16 protein-coding genes, 1 tRNA gene and 1 pseudogene are annotated in these 17842 nt (G+C 71.0%); 14 read left to right on the top strand and 4 right to left on the bottom strand.

Features of this window, described 5'->3' with window-relative positions; translation table 11 throughout:
- Positions 1-301 precede the first annotated feature (301 nt).
- The 8 genes from KBX26_RS25940 to KBX26_RS25975 all read left to right on the top strand — a co-directional run bounded on the left by KBX26_RS25940 (position 302) and on the right by KBX26_RS25975 (position 8051).
- A tRNA-Gln gene (locus KBX26_RS25940) sits at positions 302-373 on the top strand.
- A 107-nt stretch (positions 374-480) separates the two neighbouring features.
- Positions 481-2019, top strand: coding sequence for a bifunctional UDP-N-acetylglucosamine diphosphorylase/glucosamine-1-phosphate N-acetyltransferase GlmU (glmU, locus tag KBX26_RS25945; RefSeq protein WP_156057333.1), 1539 nt, complete (start codon positions 481-483; stop codon positions 2017-2019).
- A gap of 58 nt (positions 2020-2077) precedes the next feature.
- Positions 2078-3058 carry a ribose-phosphate diphosphokinase gene (locus KBX26_RS25950; protein WP_030329105.1) on the top strand — a complete coding sequence of 327 codons (981 nt, stop codon included), beginning with the start codon at positions 2078-2080 and terminating at the stop codon, positions 3056-3058.
- Positions 3059-3390: 332 nt separating this feature from the next.
- Positions 3391-4089: a 50S ribosomal protein L25/general stress protein Ctc gene (locus KBX26_RS25955; protein WP_030329103.1), complete on the top strand. Its 699-nt coding sequence runs from the start codon at positions 3391-3393 to the stop codon at positions 4087-4089.
- Positions 4090-4183: 94 nt separating this feature from the next.
- A complete protein-coding gene (gene pth / locus KBX26_RS25960) occupies positions 4184-4774 on the top strand; it encodes an aminoacyl-tRNA hydrolase (protein WP_210866614.1) in 591 nt (196 codons plus the stop codon).
- Between the two features lie 131 nt (positions 4775-4905).
- Positions 4906-5736 (top strand): inositol monophosphatase family protein, encoded by an 831-nt coding sequence (locus tag KBX26_RS25965; protein ID WP_210858678.1) that lies wholly within the window; start codon positions 4906-4908, stop codon positions 5734-5736.
- Positions 5737-5811: 75 nt separating this feature from the next.
- On the top strand, positions 5812-6723 hold the full coding sequence (gene cysD / locus KBX26_RS25970; RefSeq protein ID WP_030329095.1) for a sulfate adenylyltransferase subunit CysD: 912 nt from the start codon (positions 5812-5814) through the stop codon (positions 6721-6723).
- Positions 6723-8051, top strand: coding sequence for a GTP-binding protein (locus tag KBX26_RS25975; protein WP_030329093.1), 1329 nt, complete (start codon positions 6723-6725; stop codon positions 8049-8051). The genes cysD and KBX26_RS25975 overlap by 1 nt, the downstream gene beginning before the upstream one ends.
- Before the next feature lie 311 nt (positions 8052-8362).
- Here KBX26_RS25975 and galK read toward each other — a convergent pair whose 3' ends face one another.
- Complete coding sequence (gene galK, locus KBX26_RS25980; protein ID WP_210866615.1) at positions 8363-9532, bottom strand: galactokinase; 1170 nt, start codon at positions 9530-9532, stop codon at positions 8363-8365.
- A 115-nt stretch (positions 9533-9647) separates the two neighbouring features.
- On the bottom strand, positions 9648-10577 hold the full coding sequence (gene galE, locus KBX26_RS25985) for a UDP-glucose 4-epimerase GalE (RefSeq protein WP_245233550.1): 930 nt from the start codon (positions 10575-10577) through the stop codon (positions 9648-9650).
- Positions 10578-10824: 247 nt separating this feature from the next.
- On the opposite strand from galE, the pseudogene KBX26_RS25990 reads away from it, so the two are divergent.
- The 6 genes and pseudogenes from KBX26_RS25990 to KBX26_RS26015 form a co-directional block, all read left to right on the top strand.
- Positions 10825-11844, top strand: a pseudogene (locus KBX26_RS25990) (hemolysin family protein); the annotation flags it as partial.
- A 159-nt stretch (positions 11845-12003) separates the two neighbouring features.
- Positions 12004-13029 (top strand): tryptophan--tRNA ligase, encoded by a 1026-nt coding sequence (trpS, locus tag KBX26_RS25995; RefSeq protein WP_030329086.1) that lies wholly within the window; start codon positions 12004-12006, stop codon positions 13027-13029.
- A 25-nt stretch (positions 13030-13054) separates the two neighbouring features.
- A complete protein-coding gene (locus KBX26_RS26000) occupies positions 13055-13624 on the top strand; it encodes a 2'-5' RNA ligase family protein (RefSeq protein ID WP_209444494.1) in 570 nt (189 codons plus the stop codon).
- A gap of 92 nt (positions 13625-13716) precedes the next feature.
- Positions 13717-14643 (top strand): YihY/virulence factor BrkB family protein, encoded by a 927-nt coding sequence (locus tag KBX26_RS26005; RefSeq protein ID WP_030329082.1) that lies wholly within the window; start codon positions 13717-13719, stop codon positions 14641-14643.
- The gene (locus KBX26_RS26010) at positions 14643-15029 is read left to right on the top strand and encodes a GntR family transcriptional regulator (protein WP_210857655.1); all 387 of its coding nucleotides are present in this window, start codon (positions 14643-14645) and stop codon (positions 15027-15029) included. Before KBX26_RS26005 ends, KBX26_RS26010 begins: the two co-directional genes overlap by 1 nt.
- A 152-nt stretch (positions 15030-15181) precedes the next feature.
- A complete protein-coding gene (locus KBX26_RS26015) occupies positions 15182-15619 on the top strand; it encodes a hypothetical protein (RefSeq protein WP_030329078.1) in 438 nt (145 codons plus the stop codon).
- Positions 15620-15623: 4 nt separating this feature from the next.
- On the opposite strand, the gene KBX26_RS26020 is transcribed toward KBX26_RS26015, so the two are convergent.
- Entirely contained in the window at positions 15624-15995 is a 372-nt protein-coding gene (locus KBX26_RS26020) for a VOC family protein (protein ID WP_210857654.1), read from the bottom strand.
- A gap of 206 nt (positions 15996-16201) precedes the next feature.
- Positions 16202-17833 carry a glycoside hydrolase family 13 protein gene (locus KBX26_RS26025; RefSeq protein WP_210866617.1) on the bottom strand — a complete coding sequence of 544 codons (1632 nt, stop codon included), beginning with the start codon at positions 17831-17833 and terminating at the stop codon, positions 16202-16204.
- Positions 17834-17842 lie beyond the last annotated feature (9 nt).

A 17842-nucleotide genomic window follows, 5' to 3' on the forward strand; every position in this document is an offset into this window, starting at 1 on the left:
GGGAAGATGACGATCACTAACTTACGCCTACGTCACCGTAACTTACGGCTCCGTAGATCGCACGGGGAAGTTTCGAATCACCCTCGCGAAACTGATCAAAGACGCAGGTCAGCCGAGGATTGTGGCGGGGTACGTGGGTACTCCGGCAGGCAGGCGGCCGGGGTGCGGGTCGGCCGCCCCGACGTGCCGAGCGGGTCGGTCGCCAGCCGTGCGGCGGGATGAGCGATGGCGCCCGGCGGCCGGGGCGCTAAGGTGTAGCGGCGGGATGTCCATCCCTCAAGCGACGTGCTCGCGTCGCTGATCGGCCGTGGTGTAATTGGCAACACCCGGGTCTTTGGTACCCGTATTTCAGGTTCGAACCCTGGCGGCCGAGCTGCACACCTAGGTCCGTTTTGGGGCCCAGTAGGGGTAAGCGGGGAAGGTGCCGGGCCGCGCGGCTAGCATGGCCGCGAGAGTGTCCGCCGTCCCGACGGGAGCCACATCGTGCCCCAGCCCCACCTCCGTACCGTCGTCGTGCTCGCCGCCGGTGAGGGCAAGCGGATGAAGTCGACACTGCCCAAGGTGCTGCACCCCCTGCTCGGTCGCACGCTGCTCGGTCACGTGCTGAGCGCCGCCGCCCCGCTGGGCGCGGACCGCACCGTCGTCGTGGTGGGACACGGCGCCGACCAGGTCCGGGCGCACCTGTCCGAGGTCGCCCCGGACGCCACGCCGGTGCTCCAGGCCGAGCAGCTCGGGACCGGGCACGCCGTCCGCATCGCGCTGGACGCGGTGCCGGAGGGCGCCGGCACGGTCGTCGTGATCAACGGGGACGTGCCGCTGCTGCGACCCGAGACCGTCGGCGCGCTGGTGACCGCGCACGAGGAAGCCGCCGCGGCGGCCACCGTGCTGGCCGCCGAGGTGCCCGACCCCACCGGCCTCGGCCGGATCGTCCGGGACGCCGACGGCCGCCTGGAGCAGATCGTCGAGGAACGTGACGCCGACGCGACGCAGCGCGCGATCCGGGAGATCAACGCCGGCATCTACGCGTTCGACGCGGTGCGGCTGCGCGAGGCGCTGGGCAAGCTCTCCACCGACAACGACCAGGGCGAGGAATACCTCACGGACGTCTTCGGCCTGCTGCGCTCGGCCGGTGAGCCGGTGGCGGTGCACGTCGCCGTGGACCACGTCGAGACGTTGGGCTGCAACGACCGGGTGGAGCTGGCGTCGCTGCGCCGGCTGCTGCGCGACCGGATCAACGAGGCGTGGATGCGCACCGGGGTGAGCCTGCTCGACCCCGTCACCACCTGGATCGACGTGACCGTGGCGCTGGACCGCGACGCCGTGGTCGACCAGAACACCCAGTTGCGCGGCAGCACGGTGGTCGGCGCGAGCGCGGTGATCGGCCCGGACGTCACCCTGATCGACACGGTCGTCGGCCCGGGCGCGTCGGTGATCCGCAGTCACGCCGACGGCGCCGAGGTGGGCGCGGGCGCCACCGTCGGGCCGTACGCGTACCTGCGGCCGGCCGCCCGACTGGCCGAGAAGTCGAAGGTCGGCACGTTCGTCGAGGTGAAGAACACCGAGATCGGTCCGGGTGCGAAGGTTCCGCACCTCAGCTACGTCGGTGACGCCACGATCGGCGCGAAGGCCAACATCGGCGCGGCGACCATCTTCGTGAACTACGACGGGGTGAACAAGAACCGCACGATCGTCGGTGAGGGTGCCTTCGTCGGCTGCGACACGAGCCTGATCGCGCCGGTCGAGGTCGGTGCCGGTGCCTACGTGGCGGCGGGTAGCGCGATCGCGCAGGACGTCCCACCGGGCGCGCTCGGGGTCACCCGGGCACCGCAGCGCAACATCGAGGGCTGGGTGCAGCGCAAGCGCCCCGGAACGGTCTCCGCGGCGGCTGCCGAGCGGGCGCAACGCGCCGCCGAGGGTGCGTCGGGTGTGGCCGGTGCCGCAAGCGACAGTGAGGCAATGCACGGGGGAGCCAAGAGAGTGGGCGGCACATCCGGCCCGGGAGATACTGCAACCGAATAGTCCCTGACCCACCACCACCGGGTCGGGTACCGCCGACAAAACGGGAGCAGACGGGCCCATGGGCAGCATCGTCGCCGAAAACCGCAAAAGCCTGATGCTCTTTTCCGGACGTGGCTTTCCGGAGTTGGCCAAGGAGATCGGCGAGGTGCTCGGCGTCGCGCCGACTCCGGCCGACGCCTACGAGTTCGCCAACGGCGAGATCTTCGTACGCTTCAAGGACTCGGTACGTGGTTCGGACGCCTTCGTGGTGCAGTCCGTCACGCACGGGGTGAACACCTGGGTCATGGAGACCCTGATCATGGTCGACGCGCTGAAGCGGGGGTCGGCCAAGCGGATCACCGTGGTGCTGCCGTTCTACCCGTACGCCCGCCAGGACAAGAAGCACCGCGGCCGGGAGCCGATCTCGGCCCGCCTGGTGGCGGACCTGCTGAAGACCGCCGGCGCCAACCGCATCCTCACCGTCGACCTGCACACCGCGCAGATCCAGGGCTTCTTCGACGGCCCGGTGGACCACCTCTTCGCGATGGACATCCTGGCCGAGTACGTGGAGCACAAGTACGCCGGCCGGCCGATGACAGTGGTGGCACCGGACTCCGGCCGGGTGCGGGTGGCCGAGCGGTGGACCGACCGGCTGGGCGGCTGCCCGCTGGCGTTCATCCACAAGACCCGTGACCCGATGAAGCCGAACCAGGTCGTGGCGAACCGGGTGGTCGGTGAGGTCGAGGGTCGGGTCTGCCTGATCGTCGACGACATGATCGACACCGGGGGCACGATCGCCAAGGCCGCCGACATCCTCAAGGAGTCGGGTGCCGCGGAGATCGTTGTCGCGTCCACCCACGCGCTGCTGTCCGACCCGGCCACCGAGCGGCTGAAGAACAGCTCGATCAGCGAGATCGTGGTGACGAACACGCTGCCGCTCCCGCCGGAGAAGCAGTTGGACAAGCTCACCGTGCTGTCGATCGCGCCGCTGCTGGCGCGGGCGATCCGGGAGGTCTTCGACGACGGCTCGGTGACCACCCTCTTCGGTGGCCTGAGCTGACCCCGAGCCCCGTTTCCGCCACCTGACACGCTGGCGGGGCGGGGCTGGCAAACTGGCGGAAACGGGGCCGGCGCGCTGGTGGAAGCACCACCGGCGGGCCGGTCTTGAGCCGTGATCGGGGACTGCCGGAAACCCTGGAAACAGCTCGGGTAGACTGGTGCGGTTGCCACGGCGAGGGTGCCCGGCGGGCCGCTGAAAAGCGCCGCACGGAGGCACCGTCATCGACGCGGTGCTCCGGGCAGTCGTTCATGACGCATGAGCCCCAGCGAGCCCCTCGCCCCAGCACCGTTAGACGACAAGCCGCCGCAGCGAAAAGCATCAGGAGTTTCCCCGTGTCCGAGGTAAAGATCAGCGCCGAGCCCCGTACCGAGTTCGGCAAGGGTGGTGCCCGCCGTACCCGCCGGGCCGGCAAGGTGCCCGCCGTGCTGTACGGCCACGGCGAGAAGCCCAAGCACATCGCGCTGCCGTCGCGGGAGTTCGCCGCGGCGATCCGCAAGGGCGGTGCCAACCAGCTCTTCGCGATCGACATCACCGACGGCACCCAGGTGCTGGCGCTGCCGAAGGCGATCCAGCGTGACCCGATCCGCGACACCTTCGAGCACGTCGACCTGATCCTGGTCCGCCGGGGCGAGAAGGTCACCGTCGAGGTCCCGGTCCAGCTGACCGGTGAGGCCGCCCGGGACACCCTGATCGTGCACGACCACGACACCCTCTCGGTGACCGCGGACGCCACCAAGGTCCCCGACCACCTCGAGGCCTCGATCGAGGGCCTGGAGGCGGGCAGCCAGGTGACCGCCAGCGACGTCCAGCTGCCGGCCGGCGTCGAGCTGGCTGCCGACTCGGAGATGACCGTCGCCTCGGTGACCGCCGCCCCGACCGCCGAGCAGCTCGAGGCGACGCTGCCCGAGGTCGAGGTTGCCACCGACGAGGCCGAGGCCGAGGTCGGCGAGACCACCGAGGGCTCCGAGGGCGCGGACGCCGCCCCGGCCGCCGAGGGCGACGAGAACGCCGAGGCGCGCACCGAGGCCTGATCGGTTCAAGCTCTGCGACAGGCGTCCCCGGATGTTCGGGGGCGCCTGTCGGCATATCGGGAGTCGCTGGGATGGGCGTCGGAAGGGACGGGTCGTGACGGACGAGGCGGGGCCGTGGCTGGTGGTCGGCCTGGGCAACCCCGGTCGGGAGTACGCCGGGAACCGGCACAACGTCGGGTTCATGGTGGCCGACCTGCTGGCCGGTCGGGTGGGTGCCCGCTTCGGCCGGCACAAGCGGGCGGTGGCCGAGGTGGCCGAGGCGCGACTCGGGTTCGGTGGGCCGAAGCTGGTGCTGGTCAAGCCACTGACGTACATGAACCTCTCCGGTGGGCCGGTCGCGGCGCTGGCCCAGTTCTACAAGGTGCCGACGACGCAGGTGATCGCGGTGCACGACGAGCTGGACATCGGGTTCGGTCAGGTGCGGGTCAAGTTCGGCGGCGGTGAGGGCGGGCACAACGGCCTGCGCTCGATGTCGAAGTCCCTGGGGACGAAGGACTACGCCCGGGTGCGGTTCGGCGTCGGTCGACCGCCGGGGCGGCAGGACCCGGCGGATTATGTGCTGTCGGATTTCGGCACGGCAGAACGCAAGGAGCTGGATTTCCTGGTGGACCGGGCCGCCGACGTGGTGGAGTCGGTGATCACCAAGGGCGTGGAGCCGACGCAGAACCTCTACCACGGCACCTGAGCCGGGCGGGGCGTACCGACTCGGAAACGACGGCCCGGTAGTCTGCGCCTTTCGGCGTGCCGCGACCGGCGACGCGAGTCGCGGCGGATCGGCCCGTGCGGGCAGCGCGGCGAGGCGACGGGAGCGGGCAGATGAGCAGTCCTCCGATGATCGATGGCGCGTTCGCCCGATGGTTGGCGTCCCGGGCCGGGCAGGCGCTGCTCGACCTGCGCACCGAGATGGGTTTCGCCGACACCGGCGCGCTGAAGTCGGCCGGGGACAAGGTGTCGCACGACCTGATCCGCACGGAGTTGGCGAAGTGGCGTCCGGGTGACGCGGTGCTCTCCGAGGAGGACGAGGGGTCGCGGTTGGCCTGGGCCGCGGAGGTGAACACCGGGGCGGTGTCGCGGTTGACCGCGGACCGGGTGTGGATCGTCGACCCGTTGGACGGCACCCGGGAGTTCTCCGAGGAGGGCCGCTCGGACTGGGCGGTGCACGTGGCACTTTGGGCACGCAGCGCGCCGAGTCCGCACGGGCTGGTCGCCGGGGCGGTGGGGTTGCCGGCGCAGCACCGGGTGCTGGGCACCGACTACCCGCCGGCGTACCCGCCGATGACAGTGGAGGCGGCGACTGCCGGCGAGCGGAAGATCCGCCTGGCGGCGAGCCGGAGCCGGCCGCCGGTCTTCCTGACCGACCTGGCCGAGGACGTCGGCGCGCACCTGGTGCCGATGGGTTCGGCCGGAGCGAAAATCGCCGCCGTGGTCACCGGCGAGGTGGACGCGTACATCCATGCAGGTGGGCAGTACGAGTGGGATTCGGCGGCCCCGGTCGCTGTGGCGACGGCCACCGGACTGCACGCTTCCCGGATCGACGGTTCTGCGCTGAAATACAACGAGGCGGATCCGCGACTGCCCGACCTCCTGGTCTGTCGCAAGGATCTCGCCACCCGGTTGCTTGCAGCGCTGCAGAAACATTCCGGGTAGCCTGAGCGCACTTTCTTGACATGCCCGACCGGAAAGGTCTGGAAATCGGATGAGCGAGCGAATCGAGCCGGTGTCATGACCACCCCCGCGGCGTACCAGGTCTCCCACCTGGACGCCCTCGAAGCGGAGAGCATCTTCGTGATGCGCGAGGTGGTCGCCGAGATGGAACGGCCGGTGCTGCTCTTCTCCGGTGGCAAGGACTCGATCGTCATGCTGCGGCTGGCGCAGAAGGCGTTCGCCCCGGCCAACGTCCCCTTCCCGGTCATGCACGTCGACACCGGGCACAACTTCCCCGAGGTCCTGGAATACCGCGACCAGCGGGTCGCCGAGCTGGGGTTGCAACTCGTCGTGGCGAGCGTGCCGGAGGCCCTGGCCAGCGGCATGGTCCGGGAGTCCGCCGACGGCATGCGCAACCGGATCCAGACGCCGGTGCTGCTGGACGCGGTGGAGAAGCACCGCTTCGACGCGCTGTTCGGTGGCGCCCGCCGGGACGAGGAGAAGGCCCGGGCGAAGGAACGGGTGTTCAGCTTCCGCGACGAGTTCGGTCAGTGGGACCCGAAGAACCAGCGGCCGGAGCTGTGGTCGCTGTACAACGGCCGGCACCACCCGGGCGAGTCGATCCGGGTCTTCCCACTGTCCAACTGGACCGAGCTGGACGTCTGGCACTACATCGCCCGGGAACGCATCCCGCTGCCGTCGATCTACTACGCGCACGAGCGCGAGGTGGTCGAACGGGACGGCATGTTCTACGCCGTCAACGAGTTCTTCCGCCCCCGCGCGGGTGAGGAGCGGTTCAAGGCCCAGGTGCGCTACCGCACCGTCGGCGACGCCTCCTGCACCGCCGCGGTCCGCTCTGATGCGGACACCGTGGAGAAGGTCATCGAGGAGGTGGCGGCCACCCGGATCACCGAGCGCGGTGCCACCCGTGGTGACGACCGGGTCAGTGAGGCCGCCATGGAGGACCGCAAGCGGGAGGGCTACTTCTGATGAGCACCGAGATCATGGCCTCCGCGGACGCGGATGGCCGGGCTGTTGCCGGGGCCGGGCCGGAGGCCCGGGCCATGGACCTGCTGCGGTTCGCCACCGCCGGCAGCGTCGACGACGGGAAGTCGACCCTGATCGGGCGACTGCTCTACGACACCAAGTCGCTCTTCACCGACCAGTTGGCGGCCGTGGAGGCGGTCAGCGCGGCCCGCGGCGACGAATACACCAACCTGGCGTTGCTCACCGACGGCCTGCGTGCCGAGCGGGAGCAGGGCATCACCATCGACGTGGCGTACCGCTACTTCGCCACCCCCCGGCGCAAGTTCATCATCGCCGACACCCCCGGCCACATCCAGTACACCCGCAACATGGTCACCGGAGCATCGACGGCGGACCTGGCGTTGATCCTGGTGGACGCGCGCAAGGGCCTGGTCGAGCAGTCCCGCCGGCACGCGTTCCTCTGCTCCCTGCTGCGGGTGCCGCACCTGGTCCTCTGTGTCAACAAGATGGACCTGGTCGACTGGTCGCAGGAGGTCTACGAGCGGATCGCCGACGAGTTCACCGCGTTCGCGGCGAAGCTCGACGTACCGGACCTGACCGTGGTGCCGGTCTCCGCGCTGCGTGGCGACAACATCGTGTCCCGGTCGGAGAACATGCAGTGGTACGAAGGCCCCTCGCTGCTGCACCACCTGGAGCGGGTGCACATCGCGAGCGACCGTAACCTGGTCGACGTCAGGTTCCCGGTGCAGTACGTGATCCGTCCGCAGTCCACCACCGTCACCGACTACCGCGGCTACGCCGGTCAGGTCGCCTCCGGGGTGCTGAAGCCGGGTGACGAGGTGATGGTGCTGCCCTCCGGCTTCACCAGCCGGATCGCCGCCGTGGAGACCGCCGACGGGCCGGTCGCGGAGGCGTTCCCGCCGATGTCGGTCACGGTACGACTGGCCGACGAGATCGACATCTCAAGAGGGGACCTGATCTGCCGGCCGAACAACGCGCCGGCGGTGGCCCAGGACATCGAGGCGATGGTCTGCTGGATGGACGAGACGGCCCCCCTGCGGGTTGGCGGTCGGTACGCGATCAAGCACACCACCCGGTCGGCTCGGGCGATCGTGCGCGGGCTGCACTACCGGCTGGACATCAACTCGCTGCACCGCGACGAGTCGGCCGACGAGCTGCGGCTCAACGAGATCGGTCGAGTGCGGCTGCGTACGACGGTGCCGCTGCTGGCCGACGAGTACCGCCGCAACCGCACCACCGGCGGCTTCGTCATCATCGACGAGGCAACCAACCGCACGGTAGGCGCCGCCATGATCGTCGAAGCCAGTTAACCCCTCTCGACCCCCACCCCACCAACGGCCCACGAACGCCCGCGCTGTCGCGCCCGCCCCAAGATCGCGCTCGATCCATGAAGTAGTGGCCTCGCCCACCGGGCAAGGCCACTACTTCCTTGAACAAGCACGATCTCCATCCCTACAACCCCCGGCCCAGCCCGGCCCAGCCCGGCCCAGCCCGGCCCCGGCCCAGCCCGGCCCAGCCCGGCCCAGCCCGGCCCAGCCCGGTGATCAAGAAGTTTGCGTCAGGATGCGGGCTGAAAGTGACGCAAACTTCTTGGTCAACCGGGGGGTGTGGGGTGTGGGGGTTAGCGGAGGCGGGTGGCGCCGGGGGAGGGGAGGACCGTCACGGTGGTGGGGGCGGTGAAACCCTGCGCCGCGTACGCGTCGGTCACGGCGGCGGCGACCTCGTCGGCGCGGTCGGCCTCGATCAGGGCGAGCACGCATCCGCCGAAGCCGCCACCGGTCATCCGGGCGCCCAGCGCGCCGGCCGCCAACGCCGCCTCGACGGCGGTGTCGATCTCCGGCACGGTGATCTCGAAGTCGTCGCGCATCGAGACGTGGGAGGCCGTCAGCAGCGGGCCGATGTCGCGGACCCGGGCGGCACGCAGCAGCGCCACCGTGTCGAGTACACGCTGGTCCTCGGTGACCACGTGTCGGACGCGACGCCGGGTCTCCTCGTCGTCGAGCTGAGCCAACGCGGCGTCGAGCTGGTCGATGCCCACATCCCGCAGCGCGGCAACCCCGAGCGCGCTGGCGCCGGCCTCGCAGGAACGGCGGCGGGCCGCGTACTCCCCGTCGGCGTGGCGGTGCGGTGCCCGGCTGTCGATGACCAGCACGGCCAGGCCGGCAGCGTCCAGGTCGAACGGGATGTGCTCGACCGACTCGTCGCGGCAGTCGAGGAAGAGGGCGTGTCCGGCCCGGCAACGGATCGCCGCCGACTGGTCCATGATGCCGGTCGGCGCACCCACGTAGACGTTCTCCGCCCGCTGTGCCAGCCGGGGTTGCAGTTCCGGGGCCAGCTCCAGCCCGCCGAGGTCGAGCAGGGCAGCCAGTACGGCTGACTCCAGCGCGGCCGAGGAGGAGAGCCCGGAACCCAGCGGCACGTCGGAAGCGATCGCCAGCCGGGCACCCGGCACGGGATGACCCGCCTCGCGCAGCGCCCAGACCACACCCGCGACGTACGCGCCCCAGCCGGTGACCCGGCCCGGCTCGGCGACGTCGTCCGCGCCGAAGGTGATCGTCTCGCCGGAGAGCTCGGACCAGACCGTCCAGTGCTCCCCGTCCTGCCGATCGGCGGCGACGACGGTGCGCATCGGCAGGGCGAACGGCAGCACGAAGCCTTCGTTGTAATCGGTGTGCTCGCCGATCAGGTTGACCCGACCCGGGGCCGCCCAGCGCCCGGATGCCTGCCCGCCGAACTGTGCGGAGAAGCCGGCCGCCGCCCGCTCGGCGACATCATCGGCCGGGTGGGTCACGGCGTCTCCCTTCGTTCGCGGCTGCGGGGCTCGCAAACCCGGCTCACTCCTCGCACTCACTGTTGTCTCCTTGTTCGCGGCTGCGGGGCTCGCAGACCCGGCTCACTCCTCGCACTCACTGTTGGCCCAGGATGTGCGTGCGGTAGAACGCCCAGGCATCCCCGACCATGTCGTGCAGGGTCGGCTTCTGCGGCACCCAGCCCAGCTCCTCGCGGGCCAGCGTGGACGACGCGACCAACTCGGCCGGGTCGCCCTCGCGGCGCGGGGCGACCTCGACGGGCAGTTGGTGCCCGGTGACCTCGCGGACCACGTCGACGACCTGCCGGTTGGTGAAGCCGTTGCCGTTGCCCAGGTTGTAGATCCGGTGCTGGCCGCTGGTGGCCGCGTCCAGCGCCAGCAGGTGCGCGCGGGCCAGGTCGGCGACGTGGATGTAGTCGCGGACGCAGGTGCCGTCGACGGTGGGGTAGTCGTCCCCGAAGAGTTGGAGTTTCTCCCGCCGGCCGGCGGCGACGTCCAGCGCGATCGGGATCAGGTGCGTCTCCGGGTCGTGCCGCTCGCCGAGCGCGATGTCGCCGGCAAGGTGGGCGCCGGCCACGTTGAAGTAGCGCAGTGACACGGCGGCCAGCCCGTGCGCGATCGCCTCGGAGGTGAGTGCCATGTCGACGGCGAGTTTGGTGGCGCCGTACGTGTTGGTGGGCGCCTTCACCGCGTTTTCGGTGATGGGCAGCTCGGTGGGGTTGCCGTAGACGGCGGCGGTGGAGGAGAAGACCATCCGGGGCACCCCGGCCGCCCGGACGGCGTCGATCAGGGCGAGCGTGCCGACGGTGTTGTTCCGCCAGTACAACTCTGGCTTGATCATCGACTCGCCGGCGGCGATGAGGGCGGCGAAGTGCAGCACCCCGTCGAAGCCGGCGTCGGCGGTGATGACGCGGGCGGCGTCGTGGATGGACGCCTCGACGTGGGTGGCGTCCGGGGCGAGGGCTTCGCGGTGGCCGGTGCGGAGGTCGTCCAGGATGACCACCTGGTGGCCCGCGTCGAGCAGCATCCGGGTCACCACGCTCCCGATGAAGCCGGCGCCCCCGGTGACGAGCAGTTTCACGTCGTTGCCTCCTGCCTGGCCCGCCCGGGACGTGGCCCTTTGGGTGATCACACTAGGGCGGTGGCCGGCATCCTCGCCGACACCACCGGCAACCCATTCCATCATAATCTTTCACGATTAAACAGAGCCGAACATCTGTGGCCGCTCGCCGGATGGCCGGTGCGGCGGGCCCACGGTGTCTACCATCTCTGTCATGCGGGAAGTGGCCCGTACCGGGCTCCGGCGACGCGCGCGGGCACACCCCCGCCGCGACCCCGGTCCGCTCGCCCGGGCCGTCGCCCGGGTGCTGGTCCGCGCGGCGGACGGTGCCACCCGACTCGTCACCGACCTGCTCGGGACCGGTCCGACGGCCGGCCGGGAGCGCATCTCGGAGGCCGATCTGCGGGACCTGGTCGCGGCGAACACGGTGCTCGACCCGGACGAGCGACGGATCATCGACGAGGTCCTGGTGGCCGGTGCCAGTCTGATCCGCGAGGTGATGATGCCGCGCACCGAGGTGGTCTTCCTGCCGGCGCGGCTGACCATCGGCGAAGCCGCCCGACTGGTCCGCGCCGAAACACACACCCGCTACCCGGTCACCGACGCCACCCACGACGACGTGATCGGCTTCGTACACCTCCGGGACGTGCTGCTGCGCCCGGACGCCGACCCGTGCCTCACCGTCGGTGAGCTGGCCCGGGAGGTGAAGCGGCTCCCGGGCAGCAAACGGGTGCTCGCCGCGCTGACCGAGATGCGGCGGGAGGGCCAGCACCTCGCGGTGGTGGTGGACGAGTACGGCGGCACGGCCGGGATCGTCACCCTGGAGGACCTCATCGAGGAGCTGGTCGGTGAGATCCACGACGAGTACGACGCCGCCCCGGACCCGGTGCACGCTGGCCTGCCCGCCGTGGTGGACGGTCGCCTCAACCTCGCTGACTTCGCCGAGCGGACCGGGGTGGCGCTACCCGCCGGCCCGTACGAGACGGTGGGTGGGTTCGTGATGGCCGCGCTGGGTCGGCTTCCGGTGACCGGCGACGAGGTGCCGGTGCCCGCTGAGCCCGCCGACGTCGGCGCTCCCGATCCGGCCGAGTTGCCGGCCGGCTGGCTGCTGCGGGTGCTCACGCTGGACGGCCGCCGGGTGGCCCAACTCGCCGTCTCCGCCGCGCGCGGCACCGAGCCGCGCCGCGAGTACGACGCTGTGCCGGCCTCGGCGGGCGGCCCGGAGCCGGCCGGGGAGGCGGTCGCGGGGCAGCACCGGCGGGTCACGGTCGGGTCGACGCACCGGGTTGGCGCGGGCGAAGCACGCGAGGTCAGCACCCCGGCATCGGCGGGCCGGAGCCGACCCGCCGGCCCGTCATGACGGACCGGGTTGCTTGCTGACAGAATTATCGCCATGTCCGACGTTCCCGCCCGGCCCCGCGTCTTCTCCGGCATCCAGCCGACAGCCGACTCGTTCCACCTCGGCAACTATCTGGGCGCGGTGCGGCACTGGGTAGCCCTGCAGGACACCCACGACGCGTTCTACTGCGTGGTGGACCTGCACGCCATCACCGCGGGGCACGACCCGGCGCTGCTGCGCCAGCGGACCCGGGTGGCCGCGGCCCAGCTCTTCGCGGTCGGGCTGGACCCGGAACGCAGCACCCTGTTCGTCCAGTCGCAGGTGCCCGAGCACCCGCAGCTGGCCTGGGTGCTCGGCTGCATCACCGGCTTCGGCGAGGCCAGCCGGATGACCCAGTTCAAGGACAAGTCGCAGAAGCAGGGTAACGAGCGGGCCAGCGTCGGGCTGTTCACCTATCCGGTCCTCCAGGCCGCCGACATCCTGCTCTACCAGGCCAACGCGGTTCCGGTCGGCGAGGACCAGCGCCAGCACCTGGAGCTCTCCCGGGATCTGGCCCAGCGGTTCAACTCGCTGTTCGGCGCCACGTTCACGGTGCCCGCGCCACACATCGTCAAGGACACTGCCAAGATCACCGATCTGCAGGACCCGACGGCGAAGATGTCGAAGTCGTCGTCCTCGCCGGCCGGCATCATCGACCTGCTCGAAGATCCGGCCCGGTCCGCGAAGAAGATCCGTTCGGCGGTGACCGACACCGGCCGGGAGATCGTCTTCGACGCCGAGACCAAGCCGGGAGTGTCCAACCTGTTGACCATCCACTCGGCGCTCAGCGGCCGCAGCATCGACGAGTTGGTGGCCGCGTTCGCGGGCCGAGGCTATGGCGACCTGAAGAAGGAGCTGGCCGAGGTCGTGACGGACTTCGTCCGGCCGATCCAGGAGCGCACCCGCACCTACCTGGACGATCCGGCGCAGTTGGACAAGCTGCTCGCGGCCGGCGCGGAGAAGGCCCGCGCGGTGGCCGCGGCGACCCTGCGGTCCGCGTACGAGCGGGTCGGGTTCTTCCCGCCTGTGCGCGGCGAGTAGGTCCGCGGTACAGGTGGACGGGTCGGTGGTCGGAGGGGCGGCGCGAAGCGTGGATCGCAGTGGCGGGGTGCCGCCGACCGGCGACACCATCCAGATCGGCATCGCGGTGGACATCCCCGAGCCGTGGGGTGCCCAGCTCACCCGGCGACGGATCGAGGCCGGCGATCCGCTGGCGGTGCCCGCGCACGTGACGTTGCTCGGTCCCACCGAGATCCGCACGGCCAACCTGCCTGCGGTCGAGCGGCACCTGGCCGCCGTCGCCGCCGCGCACCTGCCGTTCACGCTGCACCTGCGGGGCACCGGCACGTTCCGTCCGGTCACCCAGGTGGTGTTCGTCGCGGTGGCCGCCGGGATCAGCGAGTGCGAGTTGCTGGCCGCGGCCATCGCCGCGACGCCCGGCCTGCACCGGGAGCTCCGATTCCCGTACCATCCGCACGTCACAGTGGCTCAGGACGTGGCACCGGAGGCCCTGGACAAGGTGTACGAGGATCTCGCCGACTTCTCCGCGGTGTTCGAGGTCGGCGCGTTCACCCTCTTCTCGCACAGCGGGCAGACCAGGTGGCAGCCACGCCGGGACTTCTGCCTCGGCGACTGAAGCGCGGCGACTGAAGCGCGGCGACGCGCCGGCCGGCGAGCACGGGAAGCTGGTTGCCACGACAGCGGTGGGAGATCGGCGAGGATGATCGCGTGAACGTGATCGGCCGGATCGAGGCGGGCATCGACCGCTGGGTGAGCGGCGCGCGCCACCGGTCGAGCCTCTTCGACCACGTGTGGCGGGCCGGCGTGCTGTACGGCGAGGTGCTGGCCGGCCGGTTGGCAGCCGCCATCGCCTACTACGGCTTCTTCGCGGTGTTCGCCCTCGCCCTGGTCGCGTTCTCCGTCTTCGGCGCGATCCTGGAGGACAACGACGAGGTCAGCGCGGCGGCGGCCGACTTCCTCAAGGAGAATCTGCCGTTCCTGGACGCCGAGCAGATCGCCAACTCCAGCGGCACCGTCGGTGTGGTCGGCCTGGTCATCCTGGTCTTCACCGGGATCGGCTGGGTGGAGGCCATCCGATCCTCGCAGCGACTGATGTACCGGCTCAACCAGCAGCCGGGCAACCTGGTGGTGCGGCGGCTCGTCGACCTGGGCGTGATGATCGGCGTCTTCGTGCTGCTCGGCGTGTCGGTCGCGGCGGTCGACGCGTTGGAGTCGCTGCTGCGTTTCCTGCTCCGCAGCACCGGCTCGGTCGGTCTGACCACGATCAGCGCGGTGCTCAGCGTGCTGGTCAACACCGTGCTCGCCACCGCGTTGCTGCTCGCCGTGCCCCGGCTGCGGATGAGCCGCTCCCGGCTGCGCCCGGTGGTGTTGCTGGTGGCGATCGGTATCACCCTGCTGAACACGGTCGGGCGATACTACGTGGTGCGGACCGAGCGGAATCCGGCGTACACCGTGGTGGCCGGTGCCGTCGGTCTGCTGCTCTACCTCTACCTGCTCAACCAGTTGGTGCTGTTCGGCGCGGCGCTCCTCGCGACCAGCACCACCGGTCGGGTCGTGGATCTCGCGGAGACCCCGGCGCCGCCGAAGGATGTCGACGAGGGCATCGACCCCGGTACGCCGGGCGGGGCGGGCTGATGACGGAAGGCGGGCAGGTGCTGATCTCGGTCGATGCGGACTCGCCGGTGCCCCCGTACGAGCAGGTGCGGGTGCAGCTCGCCGAGCTGATCGGCGACGGCCGGTTGCCGGTCGGCACTCGGCTGCCGACCGTCCGGCAGCTCGCCGCTGACCTGCGGTTGGCAGCGAACACGGTGGCTCGCGCCTACCGCGAGTTGGAGACGGCCGGGCTGTTGGAGACCCGGGGACGCAACGGCACCTTCGTCGCTCCGGGGCGGGACGACGCCGTCGACCGTCTCCAGCGGGCAGCGGCCGGCTACGCGGCGGAGGCGGCTCGGCTCGGTGTGCCCCCAGCCACGGCGCTCGCCCTGGTCCGCGCCGCCCTGGACGCTGTCCGTCCCGGCTGACCGGCCGGGCAACACGGCCGTCGAGACAGCCGCCGGAACGGCCGTCGAGACAGCCGCCGAACGGCCACCGAACGAGCGCCGGAGGACCGCCGGACGGGCGACAACAGTGGAGAACCGCATCGGCGCTCGCGTTCGCGGGCCATGATGAGCCGGTGGGCGCACTCATGACACTCGACCTGCCGGCGGACTCACCGCTGCTCGGCCTGCCGTGGATCATCACCTTCGGTCCGCTCGGTGACCTCGACGAGTGGGAGCCGGTGGTCTGCGGGCCGTACGAGCGCCCCCACGCGTTGGCCCTGGCCGAGGCGGTGGTGGCCGAGGAGCAGTTGGTGGCCGTGGTGGAGCCGTTGCTGCCGGCGCTGTCCCCCGACGAGATCCGCAGCGAGATCGCCGCCGCGCAGGTCGCCGCCGAGGACGAGGCCCGTCAGGTGGAGGGGGCCGACCTGTACGGGGACTTCGAGGACGTGATCGACGAGGAGTTGGACGCGGCAGCCGACGAGGCGGGTCACGGTGAACCCGCCGAACCGCCGGACGAGGCCGAGGTGCGTGCCGGCTTCACCCGGATCGCGGCGTTGCTGACCGCGAAGTGAGGGCTCAGCGGGTCGGCGGGCGGTCCAGCACGCAGAACTCGTTGCCCTCCGGGTCGGCGAGCACCGTGAACTGTTCGGCCCCGGTCTGCCCGACGTCGACGTGCCGCGCGCCGAGGCTCAGCAGCCGCCGTACCTCGGCCTGGGGGTCCGCGTCCGCGACCAGGTCGAGGTGCAGCCGGTTCTTGCCCCGCTTGGCGGTGCCCGAGCCCTGCAACCACACGGTGGGCGCCGTGGCGGACGGCGGCCCGGGCGGCCGGAGCCTGGCGCTGCCGTCGTCGCCGCGCTCGACGTCGTAGCCGAGGGCCGTCGACCAGAACGCGACCATCACGTCCAGGTCCTCGACGTCGAGCGTGCACTGGGCGATCCGTACCACCATGGGGCACCTCCGTAACGACGGTGCCCAATTCCGTACCCGCGGCCCCTGCGGGCCACACCACCGGCCGGCTACGGACACCGGCGCCACGCGGAGCGGACTCCGCGCGGCGCCGGTGGCACCTCACCCCCCACCACAAGGGGTCGGTAGCCCAGTCGCCCGCCGGCGCGGGGCACGACGAACGACCAGGTCGAGAACGAGTTACCCGTTCAGCGCTGTTCCAACCAGACTGCCGCGTCAATTGGCAGCAGATGACCGGTGCCCTGCTCGGTGAGCTCGTCGCTGGCGACGAGCGGCTGGCCGTACCCGTGGATCAGGACCGGTGCACCGCTGAGGTTGACCACGCAGGTCAGCACGGTTGTGCCGGCGGTACGGGAGAAGGCCAGCACGCCCGGTTCGCTCTCCCGCCAGGTGACCCCGTCGGCGTCGAGGGCGAGCGCGGGATGGTCGTGCCGGATCCGCAGTGCCGCCCGGTACAGCTCCAGGGTGGAGCCGGGCACGCCGGTCTGCGCGGCGACGGAGAGCGTCTGCCAGAGGGCCGGGGCGGGTAGCCAGCTCAGCTCGCTGCCGGCCGGCCCGAAGCCGTACGGGGTCAACTCGCCGCTCCACGGGATGGGCACCCGGCAGCCGTCCCGGCTCTCGCCGGTGCGCAGGAACGCCGGATCCTGGCGTAGCTCGTCGGGGAGGTCGAGAACCTCGGGCAGGCCCAACTCCTCGCCCTGGTAGAGGTAGGCGCAGCCGGGCAGGGCGAGCATCAGCAGGCTGGCGGCGCGGGCTCGGCGCAGTCCTTCGGGGCCGTCGCCGTATCGGGTGACGTGCCGTTGCTTGTCGTGGTTGGACAACACCCAGGTGGTGGGCGCCCCGACCACTGTCGCCTCGGCCAACGCGGTGTCGATCACCTTGCGGAACGAGTCGGCCGACCAGGTGGCGTCGAGGAAGTCGAAGCTGAACGCCTGGTGCAACTCGTCCGGGCCGATGTAGCGGGCCAGCCGCTGCGGCGTCTCGGCCCATGCCTCGGCGACCGCCATCCGGCCGCCCGGGTAGCTGTCCAGGATGGGCCGCCAGGCGCGGTAGATCTCGTGCACCTCGTCCTGGTCGAAGTACGGCAACCGGCCCTTGCCGAGCAGTTCGACCTGACGCTGGCCGGTGGTCATCGAGCTGAAGCCGACGTCCGGCAGCCCTTCCGCCTTGATCATGCCGTGCGCCACGTCGATGCGGAATCCGTCCACGCCCCGGTCCAGCCAGAACCGCAGCACGTCCTCGAACTCGGCGCGGACCTCCGGGTGGCGCCAGTTCAGGTCGGGCTGCGACGGGTCGAACAGGTGCAGGTACCACTGACCGTCAGCGATCCGCGTCCAGGCGGGGCCGCCGAAGATGCTCTCCCAGTCGTTCGGGGGCAGCTCGCCGTGCGCGCCCCGGCCGTCGGCGAAGAGGTAGCGGGCCCGCTCCGGTGAGCCGGGGCCGGCGGCAAGCGCGGCGGTGAACCACTGGTGCGCGCTGGAGGTGTGGTTGGGCACCAGGTCGACGATGATCCGCAGGCCGTGGGCGTGCGCGTCGGTGATCATCGCGTCGAAGTCGTCGAGGGTGCCGAACATCGGGTCGACGTCGCGGTAGTCGGCCACGTCGTACCCGCCGTCGATCATGGGCGAGGTGTAGAAGGGGGTCAGCCAGAGCGCGTCCACCCCGAGGTCGCGCAGGTACGGCAGGCGCTGCCGGATGCCCTGGAGGTCGCCGATGCCGTCGCCGTCGCTGTCGGCGAAGCTGCGGACGTACACCTGGTAGACGACCGCGGAACGCCACCAGTCGTCGGCGGCGGGCGGTGGGGTGGCGGCGCTGATCATTCGAGCAAT

It is taken from the genome of Micromonospora sp. C97 (assembly GCF_018070385.1).
Classification (GTDB): domain Bacteria; phylum Actinomycetota; class Actinomycetes; order Mycobacteriales; family Micromonosporaceae; genus Micromonospora; species Micromonospora parva.

Bases quoted from the DNA above. Each gene is read 5' to 3' on its own strand.
- galE (WP_245233550.1), bottom strand. From the start codon at position 10,577: ATGCTGCTCGACGCGGGCCACCAGGTGGTCATCCTGGACGACCTCCGC.
- KBX26_RS25950 (WP_030329105.1), top strand. From the start codon at position 2,078: ATGGGCAGCATCGTCGCCGAAAACCGCAAAAGCCTGATGCTCTTTTCC.
- KBX26_RS26010 (WP_210857655.1), top strand. From the start codon at position 14,643: ATGACGGAAGGCGGGCAGGTGCTGATCTCGGTCGATGCGGACTCGCCG.
- KBX26_RS25965 (WP_210858678.1), top strand. From the start codon at position 4,906: ATGAGCAGTCCTCCGATGATCGATGGCGCGTTCGCCCGATGGTTGGCG.
- KBX26_RS25975 (WP_030329093.1), top strand. From the start codon at position 6,723: ATGAGCACCGAGATCATGGCCTCCGCGGACGCGGATGGCCGGGCTGTT.
- cysD (WP_030329095.1), top strand. From the start codon at position 5,812: ATGACCACCCCCGCGGCGTACCAGGTCTCCCACCTGGACGCCCTCGAA.
- trpS (WP_030329086.1), top strand. From the start codon at position 12,004: ATGTCCGACGTTCCCGCCCGGCCCCGCGTCTTCTCCGGCATCCAGCCG.
- KBX26_RS26025 (WP_210866617.1), bottom strand. From the start codon at position 17,833: ATGATCAGCGCCGCCACCCCACCGCCCGCCGCCGACGACTGGTGGCGT.
- KBX26_RS26020 (WP_210857654.1), bottom strand. From the start codon at position 15,995: ATGGTGGTACGGATCGCCCAGTGCACGCTCGACGTCGAGGACCTGGAC.